The following is a 19,144-nucleotide window of genomic DNA, read 5'->3' on the forward strand; positions in this document are numbered from 1 at the left end:
GGCGAGGCAGGGCCGTTCCGGCGGGTATAATCCGAACGCATGTTAAATGAAAGGAATGATCATGAAGATTGCCAAAAATACGGTAGTGACTGTACGCTACAAATTGTCAGATGCCCAAGGCAATCTGATCGAAGAAAGCAGCGAACCGATGGTGTATCTGCACGGCGGTTACGAAAACACGCTGCCGAAAATCGAAGAAGCACTGGATGGCAAGGAAGTCGGCTATCAAACCGAGCTGCAGGTTGAGCCGGACGACGCGTTCGGCGAATACGATTCGAACCTGGTCAAGATAGAGCCGCGCAACCGCCTGCCGACGCCGCTGGAAGTCGGGATGCAGTTCGAGGGCACGCCGGACAACGAGGATGAAGAAGAACAGGCATTGATTTTCACGGTGACCGACATTGCCGACGACAAGGTGGTGCTCGACGGTAATCATCCGCTGGCCGGGATTGCCCTGCGTTTCGACCTGAGCGTGACCGAAGTCCGCGCCGCCTCGGAAGAAGAAATCGCCCATCAGCATGTGCACGGCGCTCACGGCCATGACCATGACGATCATGACGACGATGGCGCTGACGATCATTTCCGCAGCCATCCTATCCACTAAAGCATCGGTGATTTGTGTCGTCGCAGCCGCGACGGCGCATCAGGAAAAAAGCCGCAGACATGTTCTGCGGCTTTTTTTGTTTCCAGGCGCTTGCCTGCGCTACGGTTAACGGCGCGACAGCACAGGCTGGTCTGCCGGCTTGCCGAGTTCGAACAGTTTCGGGCTGGCCGGGTCGACCATCACTTTCAGCCAGCCGGCGGGAATTTCGAGGTCGCCCAGGTTGCGTTGCCAGACGATGTTCGGCGGATTGGATAAGCTGGCCCCGTGCGGCCCGTGGATCACCAGCACCTTGCCCTCGAAATGCGCGGCGTGCGAGCTGATGCGCTGGCGGATTTCGGCAAAGCCGTCGCGCTTGACGTTGAAGTCGAACACGCGATGGCGCTGGGTGGCCAGCGGATCGCCGTCGCAAAACAGGACCACCGCATCCGATTTCTTTTGCGAGGCATTCAGGAAAATGCGCTGCAGCCACTCCCGGTTGGCGATCTGCCTGTCCTCGAATTCGCTGTTGCGGCCGCCTTCCGCCAGGTAGTGGTTGTTGGCGGCGGGCAGGTTGATGGTGGCGAACACCACGTTGCCGATTTCCCAGCGCGCGTTCTCCACATAGCTGCGAAATTTCGGCGAAGTCGATTGCCGGATCAGCGGGATCTTGCTGTCGCCAAAAGAAAATTCGTCGGAAAAGAACAGGTCGCGGATCCGGCCCAGGCGCTCTATCGCAGCCGAGCGGTCGGCCGCGGTCCTGCATGTCACCCAGTCGCTGGCGGACAGCGACACGATCAAGCCGTTTTTTGCGCTGTTCAGCAAAACCTTGCGCTGGCCGTACAGCTTGTCGGTGCACGGTTCGCTGCTGGCCTTGATGCCGTTGGCCACCACAAACGCCAGGTTGTCGGCGTCGGTTTCGCTGATGGCGCTGCGCAGCGCCGTTTCATCCGCACTGCTGCGAAACACATGCGCGATCACGCCAAAACTGAAGCTGGTGGTTTCCGCCAGCACAGCGCTGCAGCTTGCCGTCAGCGCCAGCAACAGCGCCAGCCGAAGCGGCAACCTGCGGGGGCGGCCGACGGCGCTCATCAGTTTTTCTGCCCGGCGACGAGATGTTTCAGCCGGTACAGCTGTTCCAGCGCTTCGCGCGGGGTCAGGGCATCGGGGTCGATGCTGTCCAGGGCGATCATCAGTTCGCTGTCCAGCGCTGTGTCGCCGCCGGCTTCGTCGGCGTCCATGCTGGCGGCTTGCGCAAACAGGTCGAACTGCGGCGTCGGCTGCACCGACTGCGATTCCAGCAAAGCCAGGTGCTTGCGGGCGGCGCGGATCACCGGCGCCGGCACGCCAGCCAGCTGCGCCACCTGCAGGCCGTAGCTCTGGGATGCCGGCCCGGCCTGTACCGCATGCAGGAACACGATGCTGTCCTTGTGCTCCACCGCCGACAAATGCACATTGGCCGCCGACGGATGCAGGTCCGGCAGCTGGGTCAGTTCGAAATAGTGGGTGGCGAACAACGTGAAGCTGCGGGTGGCTTCGATCAGGTGGCGCGCGATCGCCCATGCCAGCGCCAGGCCGTCGAAGGTCGAGGTGCCGCGGCCCACTTCATCCATCAGCACCAGCGAATTTTCGCTGGCGCCGTTGAGGATGGCTGCCGATTCGGTCATTTCCACCATGAAGGTGGAGCGGCCGCCGGCCAGGTCGTCGGCGGCGCCGATGCGGGTGAAGATGCGGTCGATCGGGCCCAGCACGGCGCTGTCGGCCGGCACGTAGCTGCCGACGTAAGCGAGCAGGGTGATCAGCGCCACCTGGCGCATGAAGGTCGATTTACCGCCCATGTTGGGGCCGGTGATCAGCAGCAGCTTGCGTTCGGTCGACAGCTGGCAGTCGTTGGCGATGAAGCGTTCAATCTGCTTTTCGACCACCGGATGGCGTCCTTGCACGATCTGGATCGCCGGTTCGGCCACCAGCCGCGGCACGCACCAGCCGTTGCGCGCGGCGTGGTCGGCCAGGGCCACCAGGGTATCGAGCTGGGCCAGGGCATGGGCGATGCTTTGCAAGGTGCCGATATGCGGCGCCAGGTCTTGCAGGATCTGTTCGTACAGCGCCTTCTCGCGGATCAGCGCGCGTTCCTGTGCCGACAGGGCCTTGTCTTCAAAGGCTTTCAGTTCCGGCGTGATGTAGCGCTCGGCATTCTTCAGGGTCTGGCGCCGGCGGTAATCGTCCGGCACCTTGGTGGTCTGGCCGTGGGTGACCTCGATGTAAAACCCGTGCACCTTGTTGTATTCGACGCGCAGGTTAGCGATGCCGGTGCGCGCCCGTTCGCGCGTTTCCAGGTCGACCAGGTACTGGCCAGCGTTTTCCGACAGTCCGCGCAGCTCGTCCAGTTCGGCGTCGAAGCCGGCGGCGATGACGCCGCCGTCGCGCACCATGGTCGACGGTTCGGCAGCGATCGCGGTCTGCAGCAGCTGCAGGCAGTCGACCGGGGTTTCCAGCGCGATCTGCAGCTCCTGCAGCAGCGGCACCTGATTTTCAGCCTGATTTTCGCCGCCGCACATGGCGATGTCGGCACGCAGTGAGTCGAGTTGCAGCAAGCCGTCGCGCAAGCCGGCCAGGTCGCGCGGCCGCGCCGACAGCAGGGCAATGCGGGCGGTGATGCGTTCGATGTCCGGCACCGCGCTCAGCGTGCCGGAAATGGCGCTGCCGGTATCGGCGGCGATCAGCGCGCCGATCGCCGCGTGGCGGCCGCGCGCCACGGCCTGGTCGCGCTTGGCATGGTGCAGCCAGTGGCGCAGCAGGCGCGAACCCATCGCCGTGCGGCAGTGGTCCAGCAGCGAAAACAGGGTGGGCGCGCCGGACGAGGCATCCTGGCCGCGTATGGTTTCTGTCAGTTCCAGGTTGCGCCGGGTGGCGGCGTCGAGGCCGATGAATTCGTTTTCGGTTTCAACCGTGAGCGTGCGCACATGCTGCAAGCCCTTGCCCTGGGTCGACTGTGCATAACGCAGCAGGGCGCCGGCGGCGCCGATAGCGGCGCTCAAGCCTTCGGCGCCGAAGCCGCCCAGGCTGCTGACGGCGAGCTGGTCGAGCAGGGATTTCTGGCCGTTGGCGATATCGAAATGCCATTCCGGCACGGTGGTGGCTTTGTCGACCACTGCGCTGCCCAACATGGTTTCCACCATGTCGGCGGCCAGGATCTCGGCCGGCGCGATGCGCTCCAGTTCCTGCTTCAGCAGGGTATCCAGCGTCGCCGGTTCGCACGCGAATTCCATCATCTTCAGCGCGCCGCTGGCCATCGACAGCCAGGCCAGGCCGACCTTGACCGCCTTGCGCTGCTGGGTGACATACAGCGCCAGCAAAGGCTGGTCCGATTTTTCCGGCAGCAGGTTGGAGTCGGTCAGGGTGCCGGGGGTGATCACGCGCAGCACTTTGCGGTCGACCGGGCCCTTGCTGGTGGCGGGGTCGCCGATCTGCTCGCACAGCGCCACCGATTCGCCCAGCTTGATCAGCTTGGCCAGGTACTGGTCGGCGGAATGGAACGGTACGCCGCACATCTTGATCGGCGCGTTATTGTAGGTGCCGCGGGCGGTCAGCGTGATGCCGAGCAGGCGCGCCGCTTTTTCGGCGTCGTCGAAAAACAGTTCGTAAAAATCCCCCATCCGGTAAAACACGAGCGTGTCCGGATAGTCGGCCTTGATGCCGAGGTACTGCTGCATGCCGGGTGAAACTTTTTGTGCCGCTGCCGTCATCGGGCGGCCCGTTGCTGGAAATTTGATTGCATTAAATGGGTTCTTTCTCAGGCGCTGGACCACGCCTGATTGCTAATATTCGGGAATAGGCGATATTGTAAGCCGAACAAGGCTCAGCCGCCATTTCTTTGCAGCCGGCGATGCCTGTTGCACAAGCATTGCCGGGCTTTTTTATCGCGGCGGCGCGCTGTCCTGGTAAAACATTTCGCGCATCAGGAACTGCTGCAGTTCGGCGGTATCTTTCAGCCTGGCGCTGAGCGTGATGACGCGCCCCAGCCGTTGCGAACGCCACGGAATATCGGTGCTGGTCTTCTTGCGGATCATCTCGATCATTTTATTGACGATCGCCATTTCGATGCTCTCGTCGCTGCCGCGCTCAACCGCGATATTCTGCTGCGCGCTCCGGCTGACATTCGCGTTCCAGCCGCGGAAAATCAGGCTGGCCCGGAACGGGGTCTTGTCGCGCACTTCGAAAATGCCGCCGGACTTGTCCTTGTCCATGCCCATCCAGCCGCGTTGCGCCTGGATGTTGGCGCGCGCGATATCGTTCGGCGATTGCGGCGCATCTTCCGCGGTCTCGCCGGCCTCGGCGCGTTCCTGGGCCAGGGCCGCTTCGCGCCGCTGGCGCGCGGCCTGGATGTGCGTAGAAAAATCTTCCTCCACCGATTGCTGGTACTTGGGCGCATCGGGCGGCGGCGGTATAGCCGGTTCCGGCGCTGTTGCGACAACCGGCTTGCGCACCTGTTCCTGTTTGGGCGCGCTCTTGCGCGGCTTGGGTGCGGATTTCGGCTTGGCCGGGGTGGCCTGCGTTTTCGGCGGCGGCACGCTGCTGGGCGCCGCCGCCTCGCTGATCAGCAGCAATCCCATGTTGCCGGGCGACGGCGACGCCACCGGCATCTCGACCGCCAGCTTGGTCAGCAAAAACCAGATGCCGAAAACGTGGACCAGGACCGAAACCAGCACGCCGACGATCTTGGAAATGCGCCATTGGCCGGCTCGCTGCTGGTCAGCCTGCGACAGTTCGCCTGGATTCACACTCCCTTCCTTCATCGGTTCAGCCTTGTGTCGTCAACGTGATTGCAAATTGAATGGCGGCTCCTCGGGAAGCTGCGCCATCCGCCGGCAGGAGCCAGGAGCCAAAGGTCGTCATGTTACCGCAACCAGCTTAAAACGCCATTGCCGGCAGCCCGTCCGGACGCCAGGCAGGCGCTTAGCAGGTAGCCGCCGGTGGGGGCTTCCCAGTCGAGCATTTCGCCGGCGCAGAATACGCCGGGCAGGGTCTTCAGCATGAGCTGCGGATCCATGCCTTCGAAGCTCACGCCGCCGGCGCTGCTGATGGCTTCGTCGATAGGGCGGGCGGCCAGCAAGGTCAGCGGCAACGCCTTGATCGCTTGCGCCAGCAGCAAGGGCTGGCCGAAATCGGCGGCCGGCACCAGTTCCCGCAGCAGGCTGGTCTTGACGCCTTTCAAGCCCAGGCGGCTTTGCAGGTGGCTCGACCAGGAACGCGCGCCGCGCGGCCGCGCCACTTCATCGGTCACGCGCTGCAAGGACCAGTCCGGCAACAGGTCGAGGTAGACCAGGGCGCTGCCGCTGGCGGCGATGCGGTCGCGCAGGCCGGCTGACAGCGCATAGATCAGGCTGCCTTCGACGCCGTCGGCGGTGATCACGAATTCACCTTGCTTGCGCTGCGCCGGCTGATCGCCATCGTCCACAGCGATGGCGACCGATTTCAGGTGATGGCCGGCAAAGTGGTCGCGGAAATATTCGCTCCAGCTGGCCTCGAAACCACAGTTGGCCGGCAGCAGCGGAGCCAGCGGAACGTCGCGCTGCGCCAGCAGCGGCACCCATTTGGCGTCGGAACCCAGGCGGGCCCAGCTGCCGCCGCCCAAGGCCAGCACCACGGCGTCGGCATGCGCCGCGAGCGGACCTTGCGGGGTTTCGAAAGACAGCGCGCCGGCTTCGTCCCAGCCCAGCCAGCGATGGCGCATGTGAAAGCCGACGCCGGCCTGGCGCAAGCGGTGCAGCCAGGCGCGCAGCAGCGGCGCGGCCTTCATGTCGGTCGGGAACACGCGGCCGGAGGAACCGATGAAGGTGTCTATGCCAAGCGCGTGCACCCATGCGCGCAGCGCGTCCGGGCTGAACTGCTCCAGCAGCGGTGCGATTTGCGGGCGGCGGGCGCCGTAGCGAGACAGGAAATCGTCGTAGGGCTCGGAATGGGTCAGGTTCATGCCGCCTTTGCCGGCCAGCAGGAATTTGCGGCCTACCGACGGCATGGCGTCGTACACATGGACTTGCAAGCCGCCGGCCGCCAGCACTTCGGCCGCCATCAGGCCGGCGGGGCCGCCGCCGATAACGGCGACTGTTTTTTGCAATCCGGAATTATTCAACGATGTCATCAGTCGGGAGAAGCCAATCCTGCAGTGTGATCCAAGCGAGGTTTAACAGGAAGAGTTGCAGGAACTGCCATAAAAATCTGCCAGAGGAAGCGGTCTGCAACTTTACCATATTGCAGCAACGGCCACGGGCCGCATGCGGGCTCTGCGGTACTGGTGACATGGAAACAAAAGAGGCTGGTTTGCACCAGCCTCTTTTACAGAGAGTTACATTTTTCTTGCTAGATAAACGCTAGGACACAAATGCGTATACCGCTTAACGCTTGAGCTGGCTGATGTCGCGCACCGCGCCGCGGTCGGCCGAAGTCGCCATGGCGGCGTAGGCCTGCAAGGCCTGCGATACGTAACGCTGGCGGTTGACCGGTTTCCAGGCGTCCTTGCCCTTGGCTTCCATCGCGGCGCGCCGCTGAGCCAGTTCGCTGTCGCTGATTTTCAAGTGCATGCGGCGTTCCGGGATGTCGATTTCAATGATGTCGCCTTCCTCCACCAGGCCGATGGCGCCGCCTTCCGCCGCTTCCGGCGAGGCATGGCCGATCACCAGGCCGGACGAACCGCCGGAGAAGCGGCCGTCGGTGAACAGCGCGCAGGATTTGCCCAGGCCCTTGGACTTGATATACGACGTCGGATACAGCATTTCCTGCATGCCGGGGCCGCCTTTCGGTCCTTCGTAGCGGATGATGACGACGTCGCCGGCATGCACGGTGTCGCCCAGGATCGCTTCCACGGCGTCGTCCTGGCTTTCGAAGACGCGCGCCCGGCCGCTGAACTTGAGGATGCTTTCATCGACGCCCGCGGTTTTCACGATGCAGCCGTTTTCCGCCAGGTTGCCGTACAGGACCGCCAGGCCGCCGTCCTGCGAATAGGCATGGGCCTTGTCGCGGATGCAGCCGTTGCTGCGGTCGGTGTCGAGGCTGGCGAACCGTTTTTCCTGGGAGAACGCGACCTGGGTCGGCACGCCGCCGGGAGCCGCGCTGAACAGCTTATGCACCGCGGCGTCCTGGGTCTGGGTGATGTCGTTGTTGGCGATGGCCTCGGCCAGCGTCTTGGCGTGGATGGTCGGACGGCTGGTGTCGAGCAGGCCGGCGCGCGCCAGTTCGCCCAGGATGCTGACGATGCCGCCGGCGCGGTGGACGTCTTCGATATGGTATTTGTCGGTCATCGGGGCCACCTTGCACAGGCAAGGAACGTGGCGCGAGATGCGGTCGATGTCGGCCATCTTGAAATCGACTTCGGCTTCCTGCGCCGCGGCCAGCAAGTGCAGCACGGTGTTGGTCGAGCCGCCCATGGCGACATCCAGCGTCATGGCGTTCTCGAACGAAGCCTTGCTGGCGATGGTGCGCGGCAGGACCGAATAGTCGTCTTGCTCGTAATGGCGTTTGGCCAGTTCGACTATCAGGCGGCCGGCGCGCAGGAACAGTTCCTTGCGGTCGGCATGGGTAGCGAGGATGGTGCCGTTGCCGGGCAGCGCCAGGCCCAGCGCTTCGGTCAGGCAGTTCATCGAGTTGGCGGTGAACATGCCGGAACAGGAACCGCAGGTAGGGCAGGCCGAGCGTTCGATTTCCGCGATGTCGGCATCGCTGACGGAGGCGTCGCCGGCCTTGATCATGGCGTCGACCAGGTCGATCTTGAAGATTTTCTGGTCGATGACGGCTACGCCTGGCAGTTTTTCAACCACTTTGCCCGCTTCCATCGGGCCGCCGGAAACGAACACCACAGGGATGTTCAGGCGCATCGCCGCCATCAGCATGCCGGGCGTGATCTTGTCGCAATTGGAGATGCACACCATGGCGTCGGCGCAGTGGGCGTTGACCATGTACTCCACCGAATCGGCGATCAGTTCGCGCGAAGGCAGCGAATAGAGCATACCGCCGTGGCCCATGGCGATGCCGTCGTCGACCGCGATCGTATTGAATTCCTTGGCGACGCCGCCGGCCGCTTCGATCTCGCGCGCGACCATCTGGCCCAGGTCCTTGAGGTGGACGTGGCCAGGCACGAACTGGGTAAACGAGTTGACCACGGCAATGATCGGCTTGTCGAAATCGCCGTCTTTCATGCCTGTGGCGCGCCACAGGGCGCGGGCGCCGGCCATGTTGCGGCCGTGGGTAGTGGTGCGGGAACGGTATTGCGGCATGATCTGCATCTCCAGGATTGATGGCTTAAGGCTGACGTTAGATTGCCTTGCCCATAACGCCATGTCAAATATATGATTTGTGGCTTATTAATATCTATTGCATATATATTGGATTTTGCGCCTTTGAGAATGCCTGGCTGCGTATTTTCTTGCTGATTTGTATTTAATTTCTTTAAATAATTAAAATATTAGTAAATTATTCTAATAAATCGTGATTCCATGTCGTTTGTTGCAATAATTTTCCATGCGGACGACCCTACAATGGCTACAGGTAATCTCGCCGTACAGTCCAGCATGGAGCGTTTCTTATGTCTTCCGATCATTCTTCAGCTTCCCCGGCAACCCATGTCGATACGCAGCTGGTGCACTGCGGCCGCGAACCGGCGCGTTTTGCCGGCATGGTGAATACGCCGGTGTTCCGCGGTTCGACCATCATCGCCAACAACCTGGAAGACTGGGAAGCCGCGCGCCAGATCGACAATCCGATGTCCAATTACGGCCGCTTCGGCACGCCGACCACGCGCTCCTTCGAGCAGGCGATCGTGACGCTGGAAGGCGGCCACAACTGCCTGGTGTTTCCGTCCGGCCTGTCGGCCTGCACCCACAGCATCATGGCTTTCGTCAAAAGCGGCGACCACGTCCTGATGACCGACAGCGTGTATGGCCCGACCCGCACCTTCGCTGACCGCGTCTTGCGCCGCATGGGCGTGGAAGTTGAGTATTTCGATCCGCTGATCGGCGGCGAAATCCGCACTTTGCTGCGGCCGAACACCAGCGTGGTGTTTGTCGAGTCGCCCGGATCGTGGACCTTCGAGGTGCAGGACATCCCGGCCATCGCCGAAGAGGCGCATAAGGTCGGCGCTTACGTCTTGCTCGACAATACCTGGGCCACGCCGCTGTTTTTCAAGCCGTTCGAACATGGCGTCGACGTCTCGATCCACGCCGCCACCAAATATATCGTCGGCCACTCCGACGCCTTGCTGGGCGTCGCCAGCGCCAATGAACGGGCCTGGTGCATCCTCAAGCACGGCGCCCACGACTTCGGCCAGACCGCCGGCCCGGACGATATCTACCTGGCTTTGCGCGGCATGCGCAGCATGTCGGTGCGCCTGCGCCAGCATTCGGAGAGCGGCATCCAGTTGGCGGAATACCTGCAGACCCAGCCGTTGGTGGAGCGCGTATTGCATCCGGCGCTGCCGTCGGATCCCGGCCACAAGCTGTGGCAGCGCGATTTCCTCGGCGCCAGCGGCCTGTTCACGATTGCCTTGAAAGAAGTCGGCCGGCCTGCGCTGTCGAAATTCTTCGATGGCTTGCAATTGTTCGGGATCGGCTTGTCGTGGGGCGGTTTTGAAAGCCTGGCTTTGCCGCTGGACAAACCGCCGACCCGCGTGGCGTCGGCAACCACCTACCCGAATCCGCTGGTGCGGATCCACGTCGGCCTGGAAAACATCGACGACCTGATCGCCGACATGGGCCAGGCGTTCAAGCGCATGGAGCAGGCGCTGTAGGCAGCCGGCCGGATCAGTCTAGCCCGGCATAGTCAAGCGGCAGCGCGGTAGTGTGCTTGATCTGTTCCATGGCGAAGCTGGCGTTGACGTCGAACAGCGCGTTCGACTGCGTCAGCTTCTGGTACACCGCGTCGTAGGCGGCGATATTCGGCACCACCACCCGCAGCAGGTAATCGATGTTGCCGCTCATGCGGTAGAACTCGACCACTTCGGGAATCAGTTTTACGGTATTGCTGAATTGCGCATACCAGCCGGCGTTATGCTGGTTGGTCTTGATCGATACGAATACCGTCACGCCGACATTGAGCTTGTTGGCGTCCAGCAGCGCCACCCGGCGCAACACCACGCCATCCTCTTCCAGTTTCTGTATGCGGCGCCAGCAAGGCGTCGACGACAGGTTGACCTTCTCGGCGATTTCCGCCACCGGCGTGCTGGCGTCTTCTTGCAGGATGGCCAGAATCTGTTTATCTATTTTATCCATGGTCGGTATGGTTCACGATGAGTGCTTGCGCAGTTGGCAGAAGCAGTTTAGCGCCACTTGTGCGGACGCAGTGGATTTCGAGTGTTTTGCCTATGTCCTCGATTGACTTTGCAGCCCGGGAAGCAGATATTAATGGCGCAACATCTATAAATACAAGAGGGAGACACAATTGCGCATTTCATTAGCAAAACCATTCCGCCTGCGCCCCATGGCCCGTGCACTGACATTGGCGACCCGTACCGCTGCCGTACTGGGCGCCGGGTTCGTCATCTGCGCGCCGGCCGGCGCTGCGAATTTTTCGCAGATGGTGTTTTTCGGCGACTCGCTGACCGATACCGGCTATTTCACCGGAGTGGGCAAGCAGCCGTCGTTCACCACCAACCCGGATCCCGTCTGGGCGCAGCTCCTGGCGCATAAATACGGCACCACCGCCAATCCGGCCGCGGTGCTGACGCCGAGCGGCGTGCAGGCGGCCGGCGGCACCGACTACGCAGTCGGCGGCGCGCGCGTGACCAGCCAGAACGGCTGGCCCGACGCCGCCACGGCGCCTTTGGTGCCGACCGTCGCCAGCCAGGTCCAGGCTTACCTGGCGGCCAATCCGCACCTCGACAGCAAGGGCCTGTATGCAGTCTGGGCCGGCGCCAACGATGTGTTCGGCTACACCCAGACCAATATCGCCGGCCTGCTCAATCCGGCGACGCAGACCGCCACCGCGGTGCAAACCATCCAGCAAGTCACCGGCGAAGCCGGCAACGTGGTCAGCCTGGTCAGGCAATTGCAGCAGGCCGGCGCCGGCACCGTGATCGTCATCAACCTGCCGGATATCGGCCGCACTCCGCAGGGCTCGTCGATCCCGGCGCTGGCCACCTTGTGGACGGCGGCTTCGACCAGCTTCAACGCCAGCCTGAACAACGGCTTGGGCGGCCTGGGCGGCAACATCGTCGCGCTCAACGCCTTCGGCCTGTTGCGGGAAGCGATCGCTAATCCTGGCCTGTACGGCTTCACCAATGTCACCGCACCGGCCTGCACCACCAGTTCTTCGTCGACCTGCACCACTTCGACCCTGGTTGCGCCGAACGCCGACAAGGCCTACCTGTTCGCCGACGGCGTCCATCCGACCGGCGCCGGCCATGCGATCCTGGCGCAGTATGTCGAATCGGTGCTGCAGGCTCCCGGCCAGATCGGCATGCTGGCAGAAGCGCCGCTGGCCGGCACCCAGGCTTTCACCCGCGTGATCGATGAGCGCCAGCGCCTGACGCCGCGCGCGGGGCAGGTCGAAGCCTATGCCGCGTATGACAATACCCACCAAAGCCTGGACCACAACGGCAACAATCCTGGCCTGGACGGCTCCTCCAACAGCGTGTCGGTCGGCGTCGACTACGCCGTCAACCAGAACGTTACGGTCGGCGGCGCTTTCGGTTTCGCCCATAACCGGGCGAATTTCGGCAACGATACCGGCGGCTTCAAGCTGGACCAGGCCATGCTTTCGGCCTACGCCCAATACCGCGACGGCGCCTGGGCTGTCAACGCGCTGGGCATGGCCGGCTCGCTGCAGTACAAGGATGTGACCCGCAATATCGCCCTGGGTGCGGCCACCCGCAGCGAGAGCGGCAGCAGCAACGGCCACCAGTTCCTGCTGCGCATCGGCGGCCAGTACGATTTCGATCTTGGCGCGCTGGTCCTGAGCCCGGTCGGCAACCTGACCTGGCAGCAGGTCAATGTCGGCGGCTACACCGAAAGCGGCAACGACAGCACGGCCATGAATTTCCAGTCGCAGCGGCGCAATTCGCTGGTGTCCAGCCTCGGCGCGCAGGTCAGCAGCAAGCTGACGCTGGGTCAATATGCGGTGCAGCCGTTCGCCAAGCTGGCATGGGAAAAAGAGTTTAAAGACAGCGAGCGCGATGTGCGCGCCAATGTGGTCGGCATGGCCGGCAGCTTCGGTTTGCCGGCATACCAGGGACCAGCCAACAGCGCGCGGCTTGATCTCGGCGCCAGCATTGCGCTGGCTGCGGATTTCAGCGCGTTTGCCAGCTACAGCGGCCAGTTCGCCGGCGGCAACAAGACCAATTCGTTCCAGGTCGGCTTGAAGAAAGCGTTTTGACCAGCTGTTGACATCCCGGGCAGAACCTGAGGGCCGCCAGCGTGTGAAAACACCGGCGGCCTTTTTCTTGGGCAGCGTTATTCCGGCGCTTTCGGCGCAGGCTTGACCGGCAGCGCCGGCTTGTCGCCCAGGTCCACCGCGGGCAAGCCGGTGTCGAGGCCCAGGTAATGTTCGATCAGGCCGAAGAAACGATCGTAGAACTGTCCGGCCGGAATCGTTTCGCTGGCGACCTTGACCAGCGAATCGGAAGTGCTGCCGATCGGCATCGATACCGAACCCAGCACGCTCAAGCCGACGCTGGCCGAGTTGTTGGTTTTCTTGAGCGCATAGCGGTCCTGGGTGGCGCTGACAAACAGCGTGCTGCTTTTGCCTTGCTTGTCGTTGGCGGCGCACACCACATGGAATTCGATTTCGACGTGGACGTCGCTCTCCGGCTGGAAGTGCTTGTGGCCGTCGACCAGGTCATCCTTGGCCTGCTTGATGATGTAGCCCTGGCTCAGCAAGGTGCGGCGCGCCGCTTCGCAGGTATCCGCGCTGGACTTGGCGAAGTCGTGGGAAAAAGTGCTGGTTTCGCTGAATTCCTCGCCTTGGTAAACCTTGGGCTTGGCGGTGGAGCAGGCGGCGAGGGCGCCGGCCAGCGAGACCAGCAGCGCGGCGCGCGAAAAACTGTACATCCTGGACATGAACGAAAACTCCTTGAGTCGGCTGATTTATAGCGGCGATGGCATTTTAGTCTATCGCGCGCTCGATTTTCAGCCGATTCGACAGAAGTCGAGGCGTTTCGTTGCAATCCTTGGAATTGTGCGTACTCACAAATCAAGCGGGAACAAGCTCTAGCTCAGGCCATCCTTGACCCGCGGACCACGGTGTATTGCTCGGAGTTGCCGGCAAGCCATTGTGCCGCCAGCTCGCGGTTGTCATGCTGCCATGGGTGGAAATCGCGGCGCAGGTAGGCTAGCAGCGGGCCGGTGCTGAGCCACACCAGGCCATGGCGGCCAAAGAAGAAACGGGCGGCGTCCAGCCAGGTGCCGGGCTTGAACAGCACGCGGTCGTGCCAGAGGTTGTTGATCGTTTGCCCGGCCGCCATCAAGGTGAAGTGCAGCATGGCAAAAGCATAACCGCGCATCCGCATCCGGTAGTCGCCGCCCAGCGTGTGGAGCAGGTCGAAAGCGACCGCCTTGTGCTCGGTTTCTTCTGCCGCATGCCAGCGCCACAGGGTCTGCAAGGACGGTTCCGCGCCTTCCAGCAGCGGCGGGTGGCGCAGCGTCAGGTCGGCCATCACCGCAGTGTAATGTTCCAGGGCCGCGGTAATCGCCAGCCTGCGCATGGCAGGAACCTTATGCTGGCGCCCCAGTGCGATCAGGTCGCCGGCCCAATGCTGCCAATGGTTATGCAATCCTTGCTTTTCCAGCTCGGCGTTGTACAAATCGTGCACGCGGCGGTGGGTGGCTTCCTGCCCGACAAAATCCTGGATCGTGGCGCGCAACGCGCTGTTCTCTGGGGAATCAGGCAGCGCTTGCGCGGCCTCGCGCACGGAATCGATGAATTCCTGCTCGCCGACCGGAAAGCTCATCGACAAGGCGTTGAAGTATTGGGTACGGAACGGTTTGCCTGCCAGCCAGTGGCGCGGGAAGCCTTGCGACAGGTCGACCAGCAGTTTTCTTACCATCAGTGATGTGGAGGTGTTCACGGGCCTGCCTTTGTCGATTTGCGATAGAACCACTATACTGAGCTTTATTCAGTTTTTAAACTCGCAACTTGCTCAGTTTTCGACAGGCACGGACATGGCCAAGCGTAATCCAGAATCCCACTCTGAAATCATGCGGAAATTGCCCACCCAGGAGCGGGCGCAGCGCACCATCGAGACCATTTTTGAAACCACTGCTCAGATTCTGGAAAGCGAGGGCCCGGCCGGCCTGACCACCAACAAGGTGGCGGAAAAGGCCGGTTTTTCGATCGGCACCCTGTACCAGTATTTCCCCAGCAAGGAAGCGATACTGACAGCCTTGATCGCGCGCGAGCGGCGGCGCGTGATGGACGAACTGGACGCACTGATGGAAAGCGCCGAGAACCAGGTCGGCCAGCTCGATCCGAAGACTTTCCTGCGCCAGTTCATCCGTATCAATATCGAGGGCCTGGGCAGCGGCCGCACTGCCAAGCGCGCCATGGTCCGTTTCGCCTGGCAGCACGATCACCACGAAGACATCACCCAAGCCCTGCGCGAGACGGCGGAACGGATCGCCATCAGCATGCAGCGGATCCACCATCCCAAGCTGCGGCCGCCGACGCCGGCCATGATGTTCGTGGTGACCCGCGCCGTCATCGGCGCCATCCGCAGCGCTTCGCTGGAAAAGTCGCCGCTGCTGGGCAGCGTCGAATTCGAAGACGAGCTGGTGCGGCTGGCCTGGGGCATGCTGTCGGAGCAGGACGATGCCTGACAATTTGCCAGATTCGGGAAGGGCGGCGCAAATGCTTATAATGCGTGAGTGCTGTCGTTCCGCCAGCCAAAAACCGATTTAGAAAAACGCGCATGAAATACCCGGCATTGCTGTCCTTTCAAGAAGTCCTTCCCCGGCTCAAGCAGTTCGACGCGGTCATCGATGCCCGCAGCCCATCGGAATTTGCCGAAGACCATATTCCCGGCGCCATCAATTGCCCGGTGCTGGACGATGCACAGCGGGTGCAGGTCGGCACCATGTACAAGCAGGTCAGCAGCTTCGAGGCGAAAAAGCTCGGCGCGGTGCTGGTCGCGCGCAATATCGCCCGCCATATCGAGACGCTGTTCCTGGACAAGCCGCGTGAATGGATGCCCTTGGTCTACTGCTGGCGCGGCGGCAACCGCAGCGGCGCCATGGCGCACATCATGGCGAAAATCGGCTGGCCGGTGGCGCAGCTGGACGGCGGCTACCAGTCGTACCGCAGGCATGTCAACGCCAGCCTGGCCGAACTGCCGCTGGGCTTGCGCTTCAGGGTAATCTGCGGCCCTACCGGCAGCGGCAAGAGCCGCCTGCTGCAAGTGCTGGCGCAACAGGGTGCGCAAGTGCTGGACCTGGAACAGATGGCGGCGCATCGCGGCTCGGTGCTGGGTAACTTGCCGAGCGAACTGCAGCCGTCGCAAAAAAAGTTCGAAAGCCGGCTTTGGGAGATGCTGCAAGGTTTCGATCCGCAGCGTCCGGTATTCGTCGAATCCGAGAGCAAGAAAGTCGGCAACCTGCGGGTGCCGGAGGTGCTGATGGCGTCCATGCGCAACTCGCCATGTTATGCGGTCGCGCTGTCGCGTCCGGACCGGGTGCGGCTGCTGCTGGAAGACTACGTGCATTTCATCGCCGACCCCGCCTTGCTGAATACCCAGCTGGCTTGCCTGGCTTATGTCCATGGCCGCGAGAAGGTAGCTTACTGGCAGCAGCTGAGCTTGTCGGGGCGCATCGAGGAGCTGGTCGACGAGTTGCTGCTGAAGCACTACGATCCGGCATACGCGCAGTCGATCAGGAGGAATTTCGACCAGTTTTCCGAGGCGCAGGTGATCGACCTGCCGGATATTTCGGACGCTGCCTTTGTGCGCGTGGCGCAACAGCTGCACCAAGAGAAATAAGCGCCGATGGCGCGTATACTGCATTCCTATCTTTGACTGACTTCATTTCAGGACTCGTATGCCCGATCCCGCTCAATCCAATATCCGACTGACTTCGTTTTCACATGGCGGCGGCTGCGGCTGCAAGATCGCGCCGGGCGTGCTGGCGGAAATCCTCAAAGGCTCGAGCGGATTTCCGGTGCCGAAAGAATTGATGGTAGGGATTGAAACCGCCGACGACGCCGCTGTCTACAAGCTCAACGACGAGCAGGCGCTGATCGCGACCACCGACTTTTTCATGCCGATCGTCGACGATCCTTACGACTTCGGCCGCATCGCCGCCACCAATGCGATTTCGGACGTGTACGCCATGGGCGGCACGCCGATCATGGCGCTGGCCCTGGTCGGCATGCCTATCGACAAGCTGCCGCTGGAGGTCATTGCCCGCATCCTGAAAGGCGGCGAGTCGATTTGCGCCGAAGCCGGCATCCCGATCGCCGGCGGCCACACCATCGATTCGGTCGAGCCGATCTACGGCCTGGTGGTGCTGGGCCTGGTCCATCCATCCAAGGTCAAGCGCAACGCCGGCGCCAAGGCGGGAGACAAGCTGATCCTGGGCAAGCCGATCGGCGTCGGCATCTTGTCGGCAGCGCTGAAAAAGGGCGCGCTGGACGCTGCCGGTTATGCCGCGCTGATCAGCAATACCACCAAGCTGAACAAGCCTGGCCGGCTGCTGTCGGAACTGGCCGGAGTTAACGCCCTGACCGACGTCACAGGCTTCGGCTTGCTGGGTCACATGCTGGAACTGGCGCGCGGCGCCAAGCTGTCCGCACGGCTGGAAATGGGATTGATTCCTTTGCTGCCGCAGGTGCAGCAGCTGGCCGAGCAGGGATATGTCACCGGCGCTTCCGGCCGCAACTGGAACGGCTACGCCAAGGACGTGACGCTGGCCGGCGGCATCACGCCGGTGCAGCGCAGCCTGCTGACCGACCCGCAAACCTCGGGCGGCTTGCTGGTTTCCTGCGATCCCGCGGCGGTGGAGCAAGTGCTGGAACTGTTCCGGCGCGAAGGGTTTGCCGAGGCTGCGGTCATCGGTGAAATGACCGCGGGCGGCGGCGTCGAAGTCGTATCCTGACTAGGCCCTGTTCTTGAAGAACAGCGTATCTCCCAGCCAGACGGCAATCATCGTCGCCCCCATCAACGGGAAGATGATGCCGAGCAGCGCCATATAGCCTTTCCAGCGCCTGATCGACGGCGGCGGCTGCAGCACGCGCTTCGGCGCGCCGATCGAATTTTGCGGACGGCGCTTCCACCACATGATGAATCCGGTCGCCGCCATTCCCAGCAGCGCCATTGAAATGGCGGCGCAGATCAGCTGGTTGGCCAGGCCGAAATACTCTCCCATATGCAAGGCAACGCCGAGCGAGACCAGCTTGGAGACCGGGTTGTACTCGGAAAAACGCATGTCCTTCATGATCTTGCCGCTGTACTGGTCGATATGCAGGGTGCGCTGCTGGTCAAGGTCGGAGCGGACGAATTCGCCGGCGCCCGGCGCATACGATGCGGTGAATACGCCGGAGCTCTTGCTTGGCAAGGCCAGCTGGTAGGTCTGCATGCCGTTGCGTGCGGCGATCGCCACCACCTGGTCGATCGCCAGGCGCTGCCGCGGCATCTCCTGCGACGTCGGCACAGTGGTGGCGCCGACCGCCCACGGGACGCTGGCCAGAGGCAGGTCCTGCATTTTCATGCCGGGCATGTCCGGCATCGAAGCATGCGCGTCTGCCGGCATGTCCGCATGATGGACTTGGGTTTGTTTTGCTGCTGCCTTTGGCGCCGTCTTTACCGGCGTAGAATCCGCCCAGGTAACCATTGCCTGGAAATTCTTGCCCCAGAAACCGGACCACGGCAAGCCGCTCATGATGAAGAACAGCGCGCCTATCGACACCCAGATGCCGGCTACCAGGTGCAGTTCGCGCCAGGCCGCACGGCCGCGCAGGCCAAGGCGCGGCAGCAGGGTGCCCCATGCCGAAAACTGCTTGCGCGGCCACCAGAGGGCGATGCCGGTGCCGACCATGACCAGGGTCCAGCAGGCCGCCAGCTCCATCAGCCAGCCGCCCCACTTGCCGAGCAGCAGGTCGCGATGGATTTGCCGCACCTGTTTCATCAGCCGGTGTTCGACGCTGAGCGTGCCCAGCACGTGGCCCGTATACGGATTGACGTAGACGCTGCTGCTGTCGCCGTCAGCCAGGCGGAATACCGCTTCGGTGCTGCGCCCCGGATCCTGGCTGACGGTGATCGAACTCGCCTTGGCGTCGGGCGGCAGCGCGTCGGCGGCGATGCCGAGCAGCTTGTCGTAGCCCAGCCGAGCCTGGCTGCCGACGGGCACGAACAGCTTGTCGCCGTAGAGGGCGCTTTCGATCTGCGGTTTGAAGACATAGATGGCGCCGGTGATGGCCAGCACGATCAGGAAGGGCATCACGAACAGGCCGGCATAAAAATGCCAACGCCACAGGATGCGGTAATTGCGCGACGAGACCGAACTGGTTTCGTCCGGCGCTTGTTGCTGATTTTTCTGCTGGAAAACTGTCTGCATGATTGTTCCTTGCTAAAAAGCGTGGGCCGGGTTGCGCCTG

General features: G+C 62.5%; 15 protein-coding genes. 6 read left to right on the top strand and 9 right to left on the bottom strand.

Features of this window, described 5'->3' with window-relative positions; translation table 11 throughout:
* Positions 1 to 61 precede the first annotated feature (61 nt).
* Entirely contained in the window at positions 62 to 604 is a 543-nt protein-coding gene (locus AC07RZ_RS01655; RefSeq protein ID WP_061542287.1) for an FKBP-type peptidyl-prolyl cis-trans isomerase, read from the top strand.
* A gap of 105 nt (positions 605 to 709) precedes the next feature.
* Here the strand turns inward: AC07RZ_RS01655 and AC07RZ_RS01660 are convergent, their stop codons facing one another.
* The 5 genes from AC07RZ_RS01660 to ilvD form a co-directional block, all read right to left on the bottom strand.
* Positions 710 to 1,672 carry a hypothetical protein gene (locus tag AC07RZ_RS01660; protein WP_494666651.1) on the bottom strand — a complete coding sequence of 321 codons (963 nt, stop codon included), beginning with the start codon at positions 1,670 to 1,672 and terminating at the stop codon, positions 710 to 712.
* Complete coding sequence (gene mutS / locus AC07RZ_RS01665; RefSeq protein ID WP_494666652.1) at positions 1,672 to 4,326, bottom strand: DNA mismatch repair protein MutS; 2,655 nt, start codon at positions 4,324 to 4,326, stop codon at positions 1,672 to 1,674. The genes AC07RZ_RS01660 and mutS overlap by 1 nt, the downstream gene beginning before the upstream one ends.
* 171 nt (positions 4,327 to 4,497) lie before the next feature.
* Positions 4,498 to 5,361, bottom strand: coding sequence for a cell envelope integrity TolA family protein (locus tag AC07RZ_RS01670; protein WP_494666653.1), 864 nt, complete (start codon positions 5,359 to 5,361; stop codon positions 4,498 to 4,500).
* 116 nt (positions 5,362 to 5,477) lie between these two features.
* Positions 5,478 to 6,722 carry a TIGR03862 family flavoprotein gene (locus tag AC07RZ_RS01675; protein ID WP_494666654.1) on the bottom strand — a complete coding sequence of 415 codons (1,245 nt, stop codon included), beginning with the start codon at positions 6,720 to 6,722 and terminating at the stop codon, positions 5,478 to 5,480.
* A gap of 253 nt (positions 6,723 to 6,975) precedes the next feature.
* A complete protein-coding gene (gene ilvD / locus AC07RZ_RS01680) occupies positions 6,976 to 8,850 on the bottom strand; it encodes a dihydroxy-acid dehydratase (protein ID WP_494666655.1) in 1,875 nt (624 codons plus the stop codon).
* Positions 8,851 to 9,158: 308 nt separating this feature from the next.
* Here ilvD and metC point away from each other — a divergent pair, with 308 nt between their 5' ends.
* Positions 9,159 to 10,358 (top strand): cystathionine beta-lyase, encoded by a 1,200-nt coding sequence (gene metC, locus AC07RZ_RS01685; RefSeq protein ID WP_092392019.1) that lies wholly within the window; start codon positions 9,159 to 9,161, stop codon positions 10,356 to 10,358.
* A 13-nt stretch (positions 10,359 to 10,371) separates the two neighbouring features.
* Here the strand turns inward: metC and AC07RZ_RS01690 are convergent, their stop codons facing one another.
* Entirely contained in the window at positions 10,372 to 10,839 is a 468-nt protein-coding gene (locus tag AC07RZ_RS01690; RefSeq protein ID WP_092392021.1) for an Lrp/AsnC family transcriptional regulator, read from the bottom strand.
* A 208-nt stretch (positions 10,840 to 11,047) separates the two neighbouring features.
* Here AC07RZ_RS01690 and AC07RZ_RS01695 point away from each other — a divergent pair, with 208 nt between their 5' ends.
* Positions 11,048 to 12,940, top strand: a complete 1,893-nt coding sequence (locus AC07RZ_RS01695; RefSeq protein ID WP_494666656.1) for an autotransporter outer membrane beta-barrel domain-containing protein — start codon at positions 11,048 to 11,050, stop codon at positions 12,938 to 12,940.
* Between the two features lie 77 nt (positions 12,941 to 13,017).
* On the opposite strand, the gene AC07RZ_RS01700 is transcribed toward AC07RZ_RS01695, so the two are convergent.
* Positions 13,018 to 13,623: a DUF2242 domain-containing protein gene (locus AC07RZ_RS01700; RefSeq protein WP_144736105.1), complete on the bottom strand. Its 606-nt coding sequence runs from the start codon at positions 13,621 to 13,623 to the stop codon at positions 13,018 to 13,020.
* Positions 13,624 to 13,778: 155 nt separating this feature from the next.
* A complete protein-coding gene (locus AC07RZ_RS01705) occupies positions 13,779 to 14,630 on the bottom strand; it encodes a metal-dependent hydrolase (protein WP_494666657.1) in 852 nt (283 codons plus the stop codon).
* A 130-nt stretch (positions 14,631 to 14,760) separates the two neighbouring features.
* Here AC07RZ_RS01705 and AC07RZ_RS01710 point away from each other — a divergent pair, with 130 nt between their 5' ends.
* The 3 genes from AC07RZ_RS01710 (at position 14,761) to selD (ending at position 17,646) form a co-directional block, all read left to right on the top strand.
* Positions 14,761 to 15,378 carry a TetR/AcrR family transcriptional regulator gene (locus tag AC07RZ_RS01710; protein WP_494666658.1) on the top strand — a complete coding sequence of 206 codons (618 nt, stop codon included), beginning with the start codon at positions 14,761 to 14,763 and terminating at the stop codon, positions 15,376 to 15,378.
* 92 nt (positions 15,379 to 15,470) lie between these two features.
* Positions 15,471 to 16,532: a tRNA 2-selenouridine(34) synthase MnmH gene (gene mnmH / locus AC07RZ_RS01715; RefSeq protein WP_494666659.1), complete on the top strand. Its 1,062-nt coding sequence runs from the start codon at positions 15,471 to 15,473 to the stop codon at positions 16,530 to 16,532.
* Positions 16,533 to 16,590: 58 nt separating this feature from the next.
* Entirely contained in the window at positions 16,591 to 17,646 is a 1,056-nt protein-coding gene (gene selD, locus AC07RZ_RS01720) for a selenide, water dikinase SelD (RefSeq protein WP_494666660.1), read from the top strand.
* Here selD and AC07RZ_RS01725 read toward each other — a convergent pair whose 3' ends face one another.
* A complete protein-coding gene (locus tag AC07RZ_RS01725; RefSeq protein ID WP_494666661.1) occupies positions 17,647 to 19,104 on the bottom strand; it encodes a PepSY-associated TM helix domain-containing protein in 1,458 nt (485 codons plus the stop codon). It abuts the gene before it with no gap.
* Positions 19,105 to 19,144: the final 40 nt, after the last annotated feature.

The sequence above is a fragment of the Collimonas sp. GW821-FHT07E08 genome, from assembly GCF_059418905.1.